The organism is Staphylococcus succinus (assembly GCF_029024945.1).
In the GTDB taxonomy this organism is placed as follows: domain Bacteria; phylum Bacillota; class Bacilli; order Staphylococcales; family Staphylococcaceae; genus Staphylococcus; species Staphylococcus succinus.
On sequence record NZ_CP118976.1, the window covers coordinates 887,319 to 905,450 of the forward strand.

Below are 18,132 nucleotides of genomic sequence, written 5' to 3' on the forward strand. Positions count from 1 at the left end.
TAAACGTTTAGTAGTTGCTTTACTAAAGTTCCAGTCCTACGAGCATAATAAAATGACTAAAATATTTGAAGTTGTTGGTTTGTAGTGCATTGAATTTTGGGTCATTTTATTATACTCCTCTCGATAGAATGGTTTATTATTTTTGATTTGTTTGAAATATCTAAAAATTTGATAAATTAAATTTACTACAATGTAGGGGGTGTGTCAACAATTATTTGCAATTTTCTTTCAATTCTAACTATTTTAAGTTTAACTAAGAAGTTGTATCGCTGTGACGTAAAATGCTTAAAAATTTGTTAAACTATAAGAGTTAATTTAATAGAAGCATCAATAATTTCTTTCAATTCACTTATAATCTTTTACATTGTAGATAGAAACTATTGGTATATTCATTACAGAAATTCATGTTAGCGAAGATATTACTTATATTGAGCAAACTCATGCATAACCACCAGTAATCTCAATAAATTGAGAACTGTTTAAGAGGTATACATGAGCAAACTCATGCATAACCACCAGTAATCTCAATAAATTGAGAACTGTTTAAGAGGTATACATGAGCAAACTCATGCATAACCGCCAGTAATCTCAATAAATTGAGAACTGTTTAAGAGGTATACATGAGCAAACTCATGCATAACCGCCAGTAATCTCAATAAATTGAGAACTGTTTAAGAAGTATACATGAGCAAACTCATGCATAACCGCCAGTAATCTCAATAAATTGAGAACTGTTTAAGAAGTATACATGAGCAAGCTCATGCATAACCGCCAGTAACCTCAATAAATTGAGAACTGTTTAAAAAGTATACATGAGCAAACTCATGCATAACCGCCAGTAATCTCAATAAATTGAGAACTGTTTAAGAAGTATACATGAGCAAACTCATGCATAACCGCCAGTAATCTCAATAAATTGAGAACTGTTTAAGAAGTATACATGAGCAAACTCATGCATAACCGCCAGTAATCTCAATAAATTGAGAACTGTTTAAGAAGTATACATGAGCAAACTCATGCATAACCGCCAGTAATCTCAATAAATTGAGAACTGTTTAAGAAGTATACATGAGCAAACTCATGCATAACCGCCAGTAATCTCAATAAATTGAGAACTGTTTAAGAAGTATACATGAGCAAACTCATGCATAACCGCCAGTAATCTCAATAAATTGAGAACTGGCGATAAAAAGGAGAGGGACGTCATTAATATCAAGGGTTTAGATGATATGGCTATGTTTGGTGAAACGTTAGCGAAGCACTTATCTCAAGGTGATTTGATTTTACTCAATGGTGACTTAGGTGCAGGGAAAACTACACTGAGTCAAATGATTGGTAAAGCTTTGGGTGTGAAGCGTAATATTAATTCGCCAACATTTAATATTATTAAGTCATATCAAGGTACAAATTTGAAATTACATCATATGGATTGTTATAGATTAGAAAATTCGGAAGAAGATTTAGGATTTGATGAGTATTTTGAAGATGAGGCGGTCATTTTGATTGAGTGGAGCCAATTTATAGAAGAATTTTTACCTTCAACTCATTTAACAATAAATATTACAACAATAGGTAACACAGAACGGAGTATTGAAATGATAGCTGAAGGCAATCATTATTCAACAATAAAGGAGGCAGTTGAAAGTGAATTATCTAATGATTGATACATCGAATCAACCGATGTCAGTTGCAGTGATGCAAGATGATAATGTGCTAAGTGAAATTAATTCGAATTTAAAAAAGAATCATTCTGTACAGTTAATGCCTGCGATAGAGCAAGTTATTGCTGAAAGTCAATTAGATAAAACAGATATTAATGCAATTGTTGTGGCAGAGGGACCTGGCTCATATACTGGCTTGAGAATAGGGGTTACAGTTGCCAAAACATTGGCTTATGCTTTAAATACAGAATTATATGGCGTATCATCACTTAAAGCTTTAGCAGCTACTGCTGAAGAAGATGGACGCTTGATTGTTCCAATCTTTGATGCTAGACGTGAAGCAGTATATACCGGGATATATCAATATCAAGCTGGACAAATAGTAGAAGTTGAAGCAGATCAATACTTACCTATAAAGGAATTACTATCATTGTTACACGAAAAAGGGCAAGCATATAAATTTATAGGCATAGATACCGAACATTTAAATCATTTACTTGATAGTTCTTGTGAACCTAACATACCACAAGCCAAACTAATGAAAACACTTATAAATACGCCTGCAAATGTCCATCAATTTAAACCAAACTATATTAAATTATCTGAGGCTGAACGTAATTGGTTAAACCAGAAGAACAAGAACTAAATATTCGCTTAATGGCTAAAAGTGATGTGCCGCAAGTATTTGATATTGAACGAAATAGTTTTAATGATAGTAGTTGGACGATTGATGCGTTTTATCATGAAATAGAACAAAATGAATTTGCGCATTATTTCATTGTAGAGTTTAAGGACAAAATAATAGGATATATTGGCGTATGGATAGTAATTGATCAAGCACAAGTAACGACGGTTGCCATTGATGAAGCATATAGAGGCTATGGTCTAGGGCAATTGTTATTAAAATATGCAATGAATTATGTACAAACAAAATGTGACGTAATGAGTTTAGAAGTACGTGTAGATAATGATGTTGCACAACATGTCTATACAAACTTAGGTTTTCAATTTGGAGGAAAACGAAAAAATTATTATGGTCAAGGTGAGGATGCGTTAGTAATGTGGGTGAATTTAAATGAGTAAAGAAACATTAATATTAGCAATAGAGTCGAGTTGTGATGAAACAAGTGTAAGTATTATTAAAAATGGTACTGAAATATTAACAAATATCGTATTAAGTCAAATAGAGAGCCATAAGCGTTTTGGTGGTGTAGTTCCAGAAGTTGCAAGTCGCCATCATGTTGAAGGAATTACAACAACTGTTGATGAGGCGCTTATTGAGGCTGAGATTACAATGAACGATGTTGATGCAATTGCAGTGACACAAGGTCCAGGATTAATTGGTGCGTTACTCGTAGGTATTAATGCAGCCAAAGCTTTAGCTTTTGCCTATGATAAGCCTTTAGTACCTGTACATCATATTGCTGGGCATATTTATGCCAATAATTTAGAGGAGCCCTTACAGTTCCCATTAATGGCATTGATTGTTTCAGGTGGTCATACAGAACTCGTATATATGAAAGACCATTTGAGTTTTGAAGTGATTGGTGAAACGAGAGATGATGCTGTAGGTGAAGCATATGATAAAGTGGCAAGAACGATTGGTCTTAATTATCCAGGTGGGCCTCAAGTTGATCGTCTAGCAAGTGAAGGGCAGGATAGTTATCATTTTCCAAGAGTTTGGCTCGATAAAGATAGCTATGATTTTAGCTTTAGTGGATTGAAAAGCGCAGTAATCAATAAACTGCATAATTTACGTCAAAAAGGTGAAAATATTAATCATGCGGACGTGGCTACAAGTTTTCAAAACAGTGTGGTAGAAGTATTGGTAGGGAAATCAATTTCGGCTTGTAAACATTATAATGTGAAACAACTTCTTGTTGCTGGAGGCGTAGCTAGTAATAAAGGATTACGTTCAAATCTAGTAGAAGCGTGTGCTTCACAAAATATTGCATTGTCTATACCAAGCCCAGCATTGTGTACAGATAACGCTGCAATGATTGGAGCAGCAGGGTATTATTTATATCAAGCAGGCTTAACAGCTGATATGACATTAAATGGATTTAACAGCATGGATATTGAATCCTTTTCAATATAGTTATGATTAACCTCGTGTTGTAACGATTAAATAGACACTAACGAACAGTGTAAATAAACCCAAGTGTTTGATGTTTAAAATGAAAGGCCATGTTACGTAAATAGTAACGTGGCCTTTTACTTTGGATATTTTTTAAAGGACAATGGGATAATTTATTGAAACGTTTTTATACGAACTGTAAAAGGGTATAGCTATAAGTAGAATTAAAAAATGTAATTTGTAATTATAGATAGTAAAACTGCGCAAATAAATGAAATTTAAAGGAGGAATTATAGATGAAATCAATTCAATATTTTAACTTTCAAAATAGCTTGTCAGCTTTGAACTTTTATGAAAAACACTTAGGTGCAACGAATATTCAACGGCTCGGTGGAGATGATGAGATGTTTGACGATATGCCTAAGGAATACCAAGTAGATGATGATTTTACGATGCATGCATCTTTTGAAATATTAGGTGAAACGTTTTATTGTAGTGATACAATGGACAATAAAAAGATAGATAATAGTGGTGCAATTGCAGTTTTTACATTTGATTATACGAATGAAGCGGATAAGGATAAAGCGGTGGCATTTTATAATAAAGCCATCGAAGGTGGATGTAAAGCGACAATGCCATTAGGTAAAACGGAATGGTCTAAACTATATGGTATGTTTAATGATCCATTTGGTGTAACTTGGATGATTAATGCTGAATAAATCAATATAAAGAAGGCCCTTTTATCAAAATAAAAGGGCCTTCTTTATATAATCAGTCTACTTTTGACTTGGCGCGATTATAGATTTGATGTGGGAAGTCCATGATTCTTAGCAGTTCAATCGCATTACGTGTGTTTGCTTTACCCGCTTTGATTTTATAGTCAAAGACAATGTTATCATCAGCTATGGATTCATTAAAATGAAAATTCTCATAGGTTTTTTCTAATAATGAGGATAGTTCAATATCATGTGTAGCTGCGATAACGTGATAGCCAGAAAGTTGGTCTAAATAACTCAATACCGATTCTGAAGCGGCAATACGTTCGGTTGTATTAGTACCTTTAAAAATTTCATCAATAAAACAATATACTTTACTTTGGGAATGAAGCTCAAATAAACGTCTTATCGATTTGATTTCTGTCATAAAATAGCTATCACCTGATAATATATCATCTTGATTGACCATTGAAGTATAGACTAAACCTGGCTTATAAGTGAAGCGAGATGCTGTAACAGTGTCTACAGTTTGTGCTAAGACAAGGTTTAACGCAACTGCTTTCATAAAAGTAGATTTACCCGATGCATTTGATCCTGTGAGTAAGATAGGGTACTTTATTTTTAAATCATTTGAGATAGCCTCAGAAATGAGAGGGTGAGTTAGCTCATCAAAATCAAGAACATCAGCTTGTGTGCGCTCAGGAACAGTGTAATTATCTAATGTTTCTCTCCATAATGCGACGGAATAATGATTATCGATACTAGAGATGTACTCATAACAAGCCATAACTTCTTCATCATAAGTTTTGAAACTCTTTTGAATTAAATGGAATATTTGATAATCCAACATAAACATTAATTTAAATAGCATAGCAATAACAAAAGCTTCATCATTAGAATTAATGCGACCTAACAATCCACTAAATTTGCGTGCCGTTTTAAAATGATTGAAGTTAACATTTAACTTAGGCGCTTGTTCTAAATTATGTATATCATAGGCCTTTTTAATAACGGTTGACGTATAAAACATGGAATTTAAATCTTGATCAAATGTTTTTTTTAACGAACCACTTAAAATCATGTTAAAAATTAACGAAAAAATGGTTAATATTATTCCGATACTAGGCGCAAAAAAGGTCGCGATTAAAAAAATCAAAGGTAAGTATGTACACAGCATGAAAAAGTTATTACGTTTTACATACAATAATTGGTTAGGAAACATAGGATAAATCGCTTTGCCTATTTGTGCTAAATGGAAAGAAATCTGCTGTCTAAAAGAGACATCTGTTTTAAAATGTCTAATAAGTTTACTATCTTTAACTTCGAACATACGTCTTAATGTAGCATATAATCTCATTTCACCAATTGCAGTGAAATTAAAATTCATCTTATCAAATACAGCATCCATATTTAAATCAGACCATGTTTTATCATCTAAAAGAATGTGCGCATCATATTGATGCTTGAAAGAATCATATTGATAACTATATCTGTGATAAGGGCGTATAAAATTTTCTAAAGGTTTTCGTCTATCCCATAAAGATTGAATATTGTGTTTTAGTTTTTTATTACCTATGATTTTTGATGATAATGTGATTAAAATAGCAGCTACAACAAAGGCGATAAAAAACCATAATAGTGTGGGCATAAATAAGGTCATTCCTTTCTTAATATTGCGAAACAATACACTTTAATTATGACATGGTTGTTTGATTTGAACAAATGACAGTTTGTACAAAGACATGTTGCGTTTGTTTAAAAGTCAATAGGGAACATGCGTACTTATCAACAAAAAGTGTATAACGTGTGGATAAGTGGTGGTTATCTATGTGGATATGCTCCGATTTCTGAAAATTAAAAACAAGAAAAGCTTCGAATTCTCCTGTGGATAACTGGGATAACTCTGTGGATAGCCATAACAAAGGGAAATTCATTGTGAATAGAATGAAAGTAGGAATATATAATAAAAAAAGTGAAAGTAGAATAGTCTACTTTCACTTTGATACACTTAATGTGTGTTATAACAACATTTCTTGTAATTCTGCCCATTCAGCCATAACTTCTTCTAAATGCTGTTCGGCTGTTGCTTTTTTAATTGCTATGTCATTTGCTTTGTCTGGGTTTGAATAAATATCAGGTAAGGTGAGTTGTTCGTTGAGGTCACTAATTTCTTGTTCATAACTTTCAATTTGTACTTCACATTGCTCTATTTTTCGCTCAATTTGTCTTTGCTCACGTTTTTGCTGTTTCTGATCAATATAAGTATTACTTTGTTGAGCTACAATATCCGACTGTGAAGGATTATCTAATTCTTTTTTCGCCTGAATAGCTGCTTTTTCTTCTAATTTTTCAATATAATATTGATAGTCACCTAAATAAATTGTGCCGCCATCATGATCTAAATCTAAAATTTTATTTGCTAATTGATTTATAAAGTAACGATCATGCGAGACGAATAATATTGTACCTTCAAAATGGTCTAAAGCTTGCTCTAACATTTCTTTTGAATCAATGTCTAAGTGGTTGGTAGGTTCATCTAAGATGAGTACATTATTGCGTTCTAACATAAGTAATGCTAATTGTAATCTAGCTTTTTCGCCACCAGATAAGTCATTAATTATTTTTTTTACATCTTCTTGAACGAATAAAAATCGTCCTAAAACAGCACGAATATCCTTTTCGTTCATTGTAGGATATTGATCCCAAAGGTAATCGAGAATTGTTTTATTTGATTTAAATTCAGCTTGCTTTTGATCGTAATAGCCTATTTTTAAATTAGCACCTTTGGTAATTTCACCATTTAACTTCTCTTGTATACCGGCGATAGTTTTGATTAAGGTTGATTTACCTATACCATTGGGTCCAATAATAGCTACGTGATCGCCCTTAGTGATTTCCATATTAATGCCTTTAGTTATTGGAGTTTCATAACCGATTTCTAAATTTTTTATATGGAAGACATCGTTACCTGTGTTTCGATTGAAATCGAATTGAATGTTCGCACTTTTAGCATCAATCATAGGTTTGCTCACACGTTCAATTTTTTCTAGCATTTTACGTCGACTTTTGGCCATACCAGTAGTCGAAGCACGAGCAATATTTTTTTCGACAAACGTTTCAAGACGTTTAATCTCAGCTTGCTGATTTTCATATTCTTGCATACGTTTCTCATAGTATTTATCTCTTTGCTCTATAAATTGACCATAATTACCTACATAATGTTGTACATCTCCAAGCGCTACATCATATACTTGATTGACAATTTTATCTAAGAAGTATCTGTCATGACTGATAATGACGATAGCACCTTTAAAGTAATTAAGGTAACCTTCAAGCCATTGCGTTGTTTCCATATCTAAATGGTTAGTAGGCTCATCCAATAGTAATAAATCAGGTTCACTTAGTAGCATTTGTGCTAGTGATAAACGTGTTTTTTGTCCTCCGCTAAAATCATTAATAGGACGATTAAAATCCGCTTCTGTAAAGTTTAAACCATGTAGTACAGTTTTAATTTTACTTTCATATTGGTAACCTTCTTGTTGCTCAAATTGATTAGATAATGATTCATAACGATCGATATGATATTTGTAATCTTCGGTATCATATTCATTTGCATGCTGTGCTAACCAATCTGTTTCTTTCTTCATTTCCATTTCCATTTGCTTCATATGTTCAAATGGCTTTGACATTTCTTCAAAAACAGTTTGTTTCGTATCTAAAGTCATTTGTTGGGTCAAATAACCTAATTTAAGATTTTTAATTTTAGAAATTTGTCCAGTATCATAATCTTCGACGCCAGCAATAATTTTCATTAAAGTAGATTTTCCGGCACCATTTCGACCTACAATGCCTATACGTTCGCCAGTTTTAACTTCGAAATCTACATTATTAAAAATGTCTTCTCCATCGAATGATTTTGATATGTCGTTAAGTTGTAATAGTATCATCTGATTTGCACCTCTCTATTCATTATCATTCTACAGTATTCAAGGCTTGGATAAAACTATCAGTGTTTATTTTTATTAGTCATTAATGTATAATGTTGTAGTGATTATAAGATTATTCAGTATTAGATAATGAAATAGGGGGACAACATCTTGGCTAATCAAAGCGAAAAGATTCCTCGTGCCACATTGAAACGTTTACCGTTGTATTATAGATTCGTCAATACATTGAAATCTAAAGGCATTGATAGAGTTAATTCAAAAGCTATTAGTGAAGGATTAAATATTGATTCTGCAACTATCCGTCGTGATTTTTCATACTTTGGTGAGCTTGGCAAAAAAGGCTATGGCTATAACATAGATAGTTTATTACATTTTTTTAAAAATGAAATAAGTGAAAATGACGAAATTAAGATTGCAATCGTAGGTGTAGGGAATTTAGGGAAAGCATTATTAACATATAATTTCTCTATACATGATGAGATGACGATAACGGAAGCTTTTGATATACGAGATGAAGTAATAGGGACAGAAATAGGTAATGTCAGTGTAAGTGCATATAATGAAATTACTGACATACTTACACGAGAAGATATAGATATTGTCATATTGACCACACCTGAAGATGTAGCACAACAAGTGGCAGACACTTTAGTAGCAGCAGGTGTGAAAGGTATATTAAACTTTACTCCGAGTCGTGTAATAACGCCATCTGATGTTCAAGTACATCATATTGATTTAGGGATTGAATTACAGTCGTTATTATTCTTTATGAAAAATTATAGCAATAAATAATATAGGTAAAGTAAAGCTAGCTTATAATCAATACTAGACGTGATACGATGCGTTGTGTATTGAGTAAGCTAGCTTTTTTATAAGTGTTTTGCATTGGATTACAAGATGAGGGTTAAGTTAAATTGACAATTGAATGCATTATCTCGTATTACAAAGCTTCATTAATTGTAATTAATTTTCGCGCTTGATTTGTAATAATATTTAGAAACAACTTTTTCTGATGAAGTATATGAGTATAGAGGTTGAAATTTTATACAATTTCTAATATCATTAATCTTATTGATTTTATCGGGAAAGAGGTTATGGAATGACTTGGTTAATAATTAGTGGTCTTGTTGTGGGAGCACTTTTGGGCTTTGTTATGCAAAGGACAAGGTTTTGTTTAGCAGGTGGATTTAGAGATATGTATGTGCAAAAAAACAATAAAATGTTTTATGCCTTATTGATTGCAATAACTGTTCAAAGTATTGGGTTACTGATACTGACATCTACTGGAATGGTTCAAATTCCAGAATCAACGTATCCAATTATTGGTACGGTTATCGGTTCATTTATTTTTGGTATAGGTATTATTTTATCAGGTGGCTGTGCAACAGGTACTTGGTATAGAGCAGGAGAGGGATTAATCGGAAGTTGGTTAGCACTGATAGCTTACGCATTTACTTCAGCTGCAACTAAATTTGGTATTCTGTTACCATTAATGAATGGTTTGAATAAACCGACAACAGTAAATACAAGTATGTCACAAACGACAGGTATTCCTACTTGGGTATGGGTAGCGTTATTAACAATCATTACAGTGATTTTTGTAACTAAAACGTTACGTAAACCAAAACCTAAATTTGCAGTACCAAAATTAAAACAAAAATTTACAGGTGTACGCCATTATTTATTTGAAAAAAAATACCACCCATTTGTTGCAGCCATTGCGGTAGGATTAATTGCGTTACTTGCATGGCCTGTAAGTGAAACGACAGGTAGAATGTATGGATTAGGTATAACGACGCCATCAGCGAATATAATTCAATTTTTAGTGACAGGTGATACAAAACTAATAGACTGGGGCGTATTCCTTGTGCTTGGGATATTCTTAGGATCTTATATTGCAGCTAGAGGCTCAAGAGAATTTAAATGGAGATTGCCAGATAAGAAAACGATACGTAATAGTGTCATTGGTGGTATTTGCATGGGATTTGGTGCTTCAGTAGCAGGTGGATGTTCAATTGGCAACGGCCTAGTTGAAACAGCAACGATGTCTTGGAAAGGTTGGATTGCACTCGTATCTATGATATTAGGCGCATGGTTCATGAGTTATTTTATTTTTATTAGACCAATGAAGAAAGCGCAAAGTGCATCACAAACAGAAAAAAATACAGTATCTTCTCATACGCAAACAACTTAATTTTGAAGGAGGAAATGCATAATGGTATATGAATTAGGAACAGTCGGAATGGTTTGTCCATTCCCTTTAATTGAAGCTCAGAAGAAAATGAACACGTTAGATAACGGTGATGAATTAAAAATAGATTTTGACTGCACGCAAGCTACAGAGGCATTACCAAACTGGGCAGCAGAACAAGGTTATCCTATAACGAACTACGAACAACTAGACGATGCTTCATGGACGATTACGATTCAAAAATCTGAATAAAACAAAGCATAAACCAACTTGCAATAATTAGGAGTTATATACTTAATTATCTAAGTTGGTTTTTGTTTTAAATAGTATTTAAAGCGGTTGCAATATGATAGAATGAATACTGTTTACAATAGCTAATTAATGAGAGTGAGAAGACTATGAAAAATATTGCTGATATTGCAAAAATTGCTGGCGTATCAAAGAGTACTGTTTCTAGATATCTAAATAACGGGTCGGTAAGTGTAAAAACAAAGCAAAAATTGGATAAAATCATTCAAGAAAATGACTATCAACCTAATCAATTTGCGCAAAGTTTAAGAGCGCATAGAACAAATATGATTGGTGCAATTATACCTAGGATGAATTCTTATGCAGTAGATGAAACGATAAAAGGCGTAAAATCAGTGTGTAATGATTTAAACTATAGGTTATTGCTAAATTATACCAATTTAGATGTTGAATTGGAGATAGATGCCTTAGAAACTTTTTACAGAAGTAAAGTCGACGGTATTATATTGATGGCTACAGAAATTACACAAAGACATTTAGAAGTCATTAATAAAATTAATGTACCGGTTATTATCGTGGGTCAAGAACATAAAGACTTACATTGTATTATTCATGATGATTTTCATGCTGGATACCTTGTGGGTGACACTATAGGAACAAAAGGATATAAAGATGTCCAATTCTTTGGTGTAACAGAAAGTGATATTGCAGTTGGTATACATAGAAAAGAAGGCTTGATTGCGGGTTTGAGAACACACGGTATTACACCTCATATTTCGCATACTTCCTTTAATTATAAAGAAGCGATGATAGATGTTGCCAGTGAATTGGAAACCCATACGCATTATGACGCAGTTGTAGGTGCTACAGATTCGATTGCATTAGCAGTTCATAAATTCACCTCGGAGCATAAAAATCAATTAAAAAATCAACTTATTGTTGGATTTGGCGGAGATCCCGTTACCGAAATTGTATCTCCATCTATTAGTACAGTAATTTATCATTTTGAACAAGCAGGAGAAGTATCGATGAATAAATTAAATCAAATGATTCAACAACAACATATTGAAACGCGAATAACGATAGATGTGACGCTATCATTTAAAAGGTAGACGAAACATAATATATATAATAGAATTATATGGAACCGGTACCAAAAACAGAAAATAAACATACTAAAGTTAAAATGTTGATAGTAGGAGGAAATTGTAATGACTGAATGGACGAGAGAAAAACGCTATCAAAGATATGAGGAGGTCGATCAACAAACGATTGATATATTAACTGATCAAGTTGAAAAATCTAAATATAGACAAACATTTCATATTCAACCTAAGACTGGATTACTGAATGATCCCAATGGATTGATATATTTTAATGGGGTTTATTATGTATCGCATCAATGGTTTCCTTTAGGTCCAGTGCATGGTTTAAAATATTGGTATACATATACAAGTAAAGATTTGATACATTTTAATGCGGAAGGGCCATCGTTGAAGCCAGATACGAGAGATGATAGTCATGGGGTATATAGCGGTAGCGCCTTTGAATATAATGGCAATTTATATTACATGTATACAGCAAATCACCGTGATGATGACTGGAATAGAATTTCCACACAACACATAGCAAAAGTAAATCATGATGGGAGTGTAGAAAAGTTTCCCAAAGCAGTCATTAGTGCACCACCAGAAGGATATACCCAACACTTCAGAGATCCTAAAGTATTTACTAAAGATGGTGTTTTCTATGCAATAATAGCTGCTCAAAATGATTTAGAGCAAGGTAGAATTCTACAATATTATTCTACAGATATTGTGAATTGGGAATTACAAGGTGAGATTCAAACCAATTTAGAAGCGTTTGGTTATATGTGGGAATGTCCAGATTATTTTGATTTAGATGGTCATGATTTAATGCTATTCTGTCCGCAAGGTATTGAACCCTCTGGTGAGCAATTTCGAAATATTTATCAATCTGGTTATATTATGGGACAATATGATCTCAATCAGTTGAAAATGAATCACGCGGATTTTCATGAATTAGATTACGGGTTTGATTTTTATGCGCCTCAAACATTTTTAGACGAAAATGGTCAACGTATCTTAATAGGTTGGATGGGGTTGCCAGAAATAAATTATCCTTCTGATAAAGATGGATGGGCGCATTGTTTAACCATACCTCGTGTGCTCTCGGTTGAAGAAGGTAACTTAAAGCAACGACCTATTAAAGCCCTCGAACAATTAAGAACAAATAAAGAAACGGCTTTAGGTTATGCCAATAAATTCACCAGACAATTACATCCTTATGATGGTAAACAGTATGAACTAATTATTGATATATTGGAAAATGAAGCTACAGAAATATATTTCGAAGTACGAACGTCTAAATCTCAAACAACTTTGATTACTTATAATACTAGAGCAAAGAAAGTAACATTAGACCGAAGTGAAAGTGGCAAACTACCAGAACACGTTGATGGTACTACACGTAGTACCTATTTAGATACGCCATTATCAAATTTACAAATATTTATTGATACTTCAAGTATTGAAATCTTTTGTAATAACGGTGAACGTGTAATGACCTCAAGAATATTTACAGATGATGGTGCTACTGGTATAAAAGCTTCCACAGAATCAGGACAAGTATACCTTAGATTTACAAAATATGATTTGAAGGATGATGAAGGATGAAACGACTATTAGCGATTGGCGAAGCTTTAATTGATTTTATACCTAATACGACAGACTCTAAATTAAAAGATGTCGAAGGATTTTCGAGACAAGTAGGAGGCGCACCTTGCAATGTAGCGAGTGCTACTACTAAATTAGGTGGTAAAGCTGAAATGATTACCCAATTAGGTAATGATGCATTTGGTGATTTAATTGTAGAAACAATAGAGGATATAGGTGTCAATACCAACTATATTAAACGTACAAACGAAGCCAATACTGCATTAGCTTTTGTCAGTTTGACAAAAGAAGGAGAACGAGATTTTTCTTTTTATCGGAAGCCTTCCGCTGATATGCTCTATCAACCAGAGTATATTCAGGATATTGATGTAACACAAGATGATGTATTGCATTTTTGTTCTGTTGATTTAGTGGAGAGTCCAATGAAGCAAGCACATAAAGCTTTAATTAAAAAAGTGAGCATTGCAGGAGGCACAATAGTTTTTGATCCTAATGTACGATTGCCACTATGGGAAAACGAAGCGGATTGTAAACATGCAATTCAAGAATTCATACCACTTGCCAATATAGTTAAAATTTCGGATGAAGAGTTAACTTTTGTCACCGGTCAGAATGAAGAACTACAAGCTATTCAATGGTTATTTCAAGGTAAAGTTGAAGCGGTAATTTATACGAAAGGTCCAGACGGGGCTGTGATTTATTTGAAAGATGGCACGGTAGTTGAACAACCAGGATTTAAAGTGACGGCCGTTGATACTACTGGAGCAGGTGATGCCTTTATTGGTGCGTTAATAAGTAAATTATTGACTTCCGAATGTAATGAGCCAATTCAATTATTAAAAAATAATGGTCATGCCATACTTGAATTCAGTAATTATGTAGCAGCCATGGTTACAACTCAATATGGAGCAATTGGAAGTATTCCTACTATAGACGAAGTAAACAAAGCTTTGATTAAATAACAATAAAAAGAAGACTTAACATGGTGGATAATCACATGTTAAGTCTTCTTTTTATGTATTATATTTTCTTGACGTTTCTCACTGAAGCATAGCAATGTTCGTTGTTTTTAAAGTAAACAATACGTGATTTAGAATCTATAGACTCTATGTTATGTCGATTTATAACAAAACTATTATGACATCGGAAGAATCTATCATCAAGTTGATCCAGCTCTTTAAGATTGCCGTAAAATTCGATTTGACGATTATCTAAATGAGCAATTAATCTATGTGATTTAGTAGAGGATTCGAAAAACATAACATCATCATATTGAACATAGACTGAATTACTGCCACGTTTTAATTCTATCGTTTCCACATTAGATTCTTTGGAAAGTAGTTGCAATCTAGATTCAGAGGTATTAAGACAATCAATAATTCTTGATTTTAATTCATCAGGGTCATCTTTGAAGATGAAGTCCATAGCAGCAACTTTATACACGAAAGTAAGATAGGTAAGTTCACTATGACTTGTAACAAAAATAATATTACCGACAGGATCATATTTACGAATTTCACTTGCGAGTTTAATACCATTAATATCAGAGTTTAATTGAATATCTAAGAAGTAACATCCAATGTCGCTCGTGTTTTTTGAACGTTCTAGTATTTCATAAGGATCATCAGTTGCAACTTCAATTTGCATGGGTTTCTCTTCAATCATGATGTAGTTGTTGATGATTGATATCATGTTTTCACGTTGTCTTGCATCATCTTCACATATGAATATTTTCATGTTTTCACATCCTTATGAGTCAGAATTTAAAATTTCTACTTTTTGAATAAAGTAGTCATTATCAATGGTTGTATCTAATAAAACATTAGATGTGGCATCAGTCAACTCTTTTAAAGTAGATAACCCTAGACCACGATTTTTACCTTTTGTAGAGAAATTCTCTTGAAAGAGTGTGTGGATACGTGGCATATTCGGTTCACATTTATTCATCACAATAAACATTACTGAATCATCATTGTCTTTAATGAAAGCAATACGAATAAGTGGATCGTCTTCTATTTTTTCGGAAGCTTCTATTGCATTATCAAGTACGATGCCAATGACTCTGCTTAAATTAATAATAGGCATATCAATTCTCTCTATAGGTTCTGGCACTTCTATACTAATTCTAATACTTTTTTCTTGCGCTTGTAATATCTTTGTTGTTAATAGACCCTTGATTTCACGGACTTTTAGGTTTTCAATACCGTTAATTTTTATAGTGTTCATTTGCATACTATCTTGCATAGGTAAAATTTCTTCGTTGAAATATTTTTTTAAACCGTCCATATCACTTTCCCTAATGAATTCAGACATAGTAGATAGTATGTTCACATAATCATGACGGAACTTACGCATCTCATTATTAATATTTTCTATTTGTAGAGTATATTTATAATAATTTTCAATTTCCTGCATATTACGCTTGTACTGAATTTGTCGAATAATACTAAAAGAGATAGTAATAATGAGTATAGCAATCGTAATTATGAAAACAGCATACATTACAACTACAAATTTAATATCAGCAAAGGACATTATTTTATTAGGAACATAAGAATAAAGTAATAACAAGGCTATCAAAAGTAAAGTACCAACAATACTTAAATAAATTTTATTTAATGATAAATCAGATCTTAATAGCTGATTCATGAAAAATCTGGCTATAAATGAAAAAAATAAAGTTATTATAGCAAAAATAATTAAATATAATATATTAAAAATCAAACTAGTTTCTATATAATCATAAATCATTGCAGCTAACCAGATTGATAAAAAATTTGCTATATATAAAATGAAGAAAATAATTAAAATAGAAACAAGACCAATAACTTTGTTCTTAAAATATATAAATATTGCTGAACCTATCAATAAAACGATCATAGCTTTAGTATTGAAAAAGTAAAAAACAATAGTAGAAGGGATTATAATCCCTAAAATAGAAATATAATCCCTGAAATTGTAGTTAATATTATTTAATATTTTTATGATGACAAATAAAATTATTGCTTGAAATAACGTTAAAATTATTGAGTTTAAGATTGCCATTTTCCACACACTTTCTAAAGAAACATTATTCGTACAATTTAGTTATTTCTGATGGTACTTCAGGCTCATCAAAAAAACCACCGCAAGGTTTTGCTCCTGCAATCACACCTAGTACTGAGAAAAATTTAGCAAATAAGTTTAAAATAGATTCAAAAATATTCATGATTTAACATCCTCCTTAGGGAAAAATATAGGTAGTTGAGTTCCTGCAATTAATACAATACCCAAAAGTATTAATTGTTGGTAAGAATCTTTGAAAAAAACTGAAATAATTAATAATAATAAAGTTACGACAATTGTTTTGGATTTTTTTCTTTTTTTCAATCTTATTGGAATTGGTTGTTTTTTTGTTTCTGCTGGTGCATAAATTACTAAAACAACAAAGCCAATGATTGCTAATGAATACATAAACAGACTAGACACGTTCATATACCCTAAAAGCCAAGGTAATAAAACAAAAAATAATAAATTTTGCATATGACATAGTAATGAAGATTTTGCATGAGCTCCATGTGCATATAGTCTAATGAAAAAATATGATAAATGTACAGTCAGTGTATAAAGAAAGAGATGGCATAGGATTGAAACGCCATATGTTACTAATGCTTTAAAAAAGTTACTGACAACTACTTGCATTCCCAAACGCATCTTTAAATATTCAATGTGTTCTAAGTTATTGCGCTGTTGTAAGTATTTTGAAAACTTATCAATTTTATTATCAATTAACTTTGACATTGCGTTTCTCTCCTTATGCGTATTATACAATTTTAATTAAGTTTTAGGCGTCTTATTGCGTAACTGTATATTTTGTGTTCCTAACTGTTGAAAATCTATATCTGTTCAATTTTAACATATATTTTTGTACAGTTAAGAATAAAATATTACAAGTTAAGGAATTTTTAACGAAGTACGTAAAATACATGGTTTAATGTACTTGTATCACAAAGAAGTGATAAACATTTTACAAATCATCTAATAACTTTTGTTTGAATGATGATGTTAATTAGGCTTAAGAGCAGGGGCCTAATTAATTAACTAATATTGTAGCTCTACTTTCTTCGTATAGTTGTTATAGTTACAAATTAGTTCTCGTTTTTCAATTCTTTGAATACAAACAGAGGAGGCTGATGTAGTGACAAATGACATTCCAGCAGCAATTAGTGGTTTTGTAAAATAGTACTAACAAGTACATAAGTGCTTAATTTATTAAGCAAACTTGTTTGATTTGTAGAATATTCCCAATTCTCCTATCGACTTGTATTTATTTCAGATTTGTAGACCTTCCCAGTCTCGAATCGAGAATCATTTTAATTATTCAGATTTGCAGACCTTTCCCAGTCTCTAATCGAGTTTCATTTAATTACTTGGATTTGTAGACCTTTCCCAGTCTCGAATCAAGAATCATTTTAATTATTCGCATTTGAAGAACATTCCCAATCTCAAAGCGGATACTATTTAGATTTGTAGACCCTTCCCAGTCTCAAGTCAAATAACATTTTAACATTGTCTATAACAGAGACAATTTAAAGTATTAACATGTAAGCTATCGT

The 18,132-nt window shown here is 32.3% G+C and carries 17 protein-coding genes; 11 read left to right on the forward strand and 6 right to left on the reverse strand.

Features of this window, described 5'->3' with window-relative positions:
- Window positions 1-1,229: 1,229 nt before the first annotated feature.
- From tsaE to PYW31_RS04155, 5 genes are all read left to right on the forward strand, one after another.
- The gene (gene tsaE, locus PYW31_RS04135; RefSeq protein WP_046838119.1) at window positions 1,230-1,664 is read left to right on the forward strand and encodes a tRNA (adenosine(37)-N6)-threonylcarbamoyltransferase complex ATPase subunit type 1 TsaE; all 435 of its coding nucleotides are present in this window, start codon (window positions 1,230-1,232) and stop codon (window positions 1,662-1,664) included.
- Window positions 1,645-2,307 carry a tRNA (adenosine(37)-N6)-threonylcarbamoyltransferase complex dimerization subunit type 1 TsaB gene (gene tsaB / locus PYW31_RS04140; RefSeq protein WP_046838120.1) on the forward strand — a complete coding sequence of 221 codons (663 nt, stop codon included), beginning with the start codon at window positions 1,645-1,647 and terminating at the stop codon, window positions 2,305-2,307. The genes tsaE and tsaB overlap by 20 nt, the downstream gene beginning before the upstream one ends.
- Complete coding sequence (gene rimI / locus PYW31_RS04145; RefSeq protein ID WP_046838121.1) at window positions 2,280-2,744, forward strand: ribosomal protein S18-alanine N-acetyltransferase; 465 nt, start codon at window positions 2,280-2,282, stop codon at window positions 2,742-2,744. Before tsaB ends, rimI begins: the two co-directional genes overlap by 28 nt.
- A complete protein-coding gene (gene tsaD / locus PYW31_RS04150; protein WP_046838122.1) occupies window positions 2,737-3,759 on the forward strand; it encodes a tRNA (adenosine(37)-N6)-threonylcarbamoyltransferase complex transferase subunit TsaD in 1,023 nt (340 codons plus the stop codon). The genes rimI and tsaD overlap by 8 nt, the downstream gene beginning before the upstream one ends.
- Before the next feature lie 275 nt (window positions 3,760-4,034).
- Window positions 4,035-4,457 carry a VOC family protein gene (locus tag PYW31_RS04155; RefSeq protein WP_046838123.1) on the forward strand — a complete coding sequence of 141 codons (423 nt, stop codon included), beginning with the start codon at window positions 4,035-4,037 and terminating at the stop codon, window positions 4,455-4,457.
- Between the two features lie 52 nt (window positions 4,458-4,509).
- On the opposite strand, the gene PYW31_RS04160 is transcribed toward PYW31_RS04155, so the two are convergent.
- Both PYW31_RS04160 and PYW31_RS04165 read right to left on the reverse strand, forming a co-directional pair.
- Window positions 4,510-6,102: a MutS-related protein gene (locus PYW31_RS04160; protein ID WP_082104732.1), complete on the reverse strand. Its 1,593-nt coding sequence runs from the start codon at window positions 6,100-6,102 to the stop codon at window positions 4,510-4,512.
- 370 nt (window positions 6,103-6,472) lie between these two features.
- Window positions 6,473-8,401: an ABC-F family ATP-binding cassette domain-containing protein gene (locus tag PYW31_RS04165; protein ID WP_046838125.1), complete on the reverse strand. Its 1,929-nt coding sequence runs from the start codon at window positions 8,399-8,401 to the stop codon at window positions 6,473-6,475.
- Window positions 8,402-8,551: 150 nt separating this feature from the next.
- On the opposite strand from PYW31_RS04165, the gene PYW31_RS04170 reads away from it, so the two are divergent.
- The 6 genes from PYW31_RS04170 to PYW31_RS04195 all read left to right on the forward strand — a co-directional run bounded on the left by PYW31_RS04170 (window position 8,552) and on the right by PYW31_RS04195 (window position 14,499).
- On the forward strand, window positions 8,552-9,193 hold the full coding sequence (locus tag PYW31_RS04170; protein ID WP_046838126.1) for a redox-sensing transcriptional repressor Rex: 642 nt from the start codon (window positions 8,552-8,554) through the stop codon (window positions 9,191-9,193).
- A 307-nt stretch (window positions 9,194-9,500) separates the two neighbouring features.
- A complete protein-coding gene (locus tag PYW31_RS04175) occupies window positions 9,501-10,595 on the forward strand; it encodes a YeeE/YedE family protein (protein ID WP_046838127.1) in 1,095 nt (364 codons plus the stop codon).
- Between the two features lie 21 nt (window positions 10,596-10,616).
- Window positions 10,617-10,844: a sulfurtransferase TusA family protein gene (locus PYW31_RS04180; RefSeq protein ID WP_046838128.1), complete on the forward strand. Its 228-nt coding sequence runs from the start codon at window positions 10,617-10,619 to the stop codon at window positions 10,842-10,844.
- Window positions 10,845-10,990: 146 nt separating this feature from the next.
- Window positions 10,991-11,953 (forward strand): LacI family DNA-binding transcriptional regulator, encoded by a 963-nt coding sequence (locus tag PYW31_RS04185; protein ID WP_046838129.1) that lies wholly within the window; start codon window positions 10,991-10,993, stop codon window positions 11,951-11,953.
- 99 nt (window positions 11,954-12,052) lie between these two features.
- The gene (locus tag PYW31_RS04190) at window positions 12,053-13,537 is read left to right on the forward strand and encodes a sucrose-6-phosphate hydrolase (protein ID WP_046838130.1); all 1,485 of its coding nucleotides are present in this window, start codon (window positions 12,053-12,055) and stop codon (window positions 13,535-13,537) included.
- Window positions 13,534-14,499 (forward strand): carbohydrate kinase family protein, encoded by a 966-nt coding sequence (locus tag PYW31_RS04195; RefSeq protein WP_046838131.1) that lies wholly within the window; start codon window positions 13,534-13,536, stop codon window positions 14,497-14,499. Before PYW31_RS04190 ends, PYW31_RS04195 begins: the two co-directional genes overlap by 4 nt.
- A 58-nt stretch (window positions 14,500-14,557) precedes the next feature.
- Here the strand turns inward: PYW31_RS04195 and agrA are convergent, their stop codons facing one another.
- The 4 genes from agrA to PYW31_RS04215 are packed head-to-tail and all read right to left on the reverse strand — an operon-like array spanning window position 14,558 to window position 17,317.
- Entirely contained in the window at window positions 14,558-15,274 is a 717-nt protein-coding gene (gene agrA / locus PYW31_RS04200) for a quorum-sensing response regulator AgrA (RefSeq protein WP_046838132.1), read from the reverse strand.
- A gap of 12 nt (window positions 15,275-15,286) precedes the next feature.
- On the reverse strand, window positions 15,287-16,582 hold the full coding sequence (gene agrC / locus PYW31_RS04205; RefSeq protein WP_046838133.1) for a quorum-sensing sensor histidine kinase AgrC: 1,296 nt from the start codon (window positions 16,580-16,582) through the stop codon (window positions 15,287-15,289).
- Between the two features lie 25 nt (window positions 16,583-16,607).
- Window positions 16,608-16,745: a cyclic lactone autoinducer peptide AgrD gene (gene agrD, locus PYW31_RS04210; RefSeq protein ID WP_046838134.1), complete on the reverse strand. Its 138-nt coding sequence runs from the start codon at window positions 16,743-16,745 to the stop codon at window positions 16,608-16,610.
- Entirely contained in the window at window positions 16,742-17,317 is a 576-nt protein-coding gene (locus PYW31_RS04215; protein ID WP_046838135.1) for an accessory gene regulator AgrB, read from the reverse strand. Before PYW31_RS04215 ends, agrD begins: the two co-directional genes overlap by 4 nt.
- Between the last annotated feature and the right edge of the window lie 815 nt (window positions 17,318-18,132).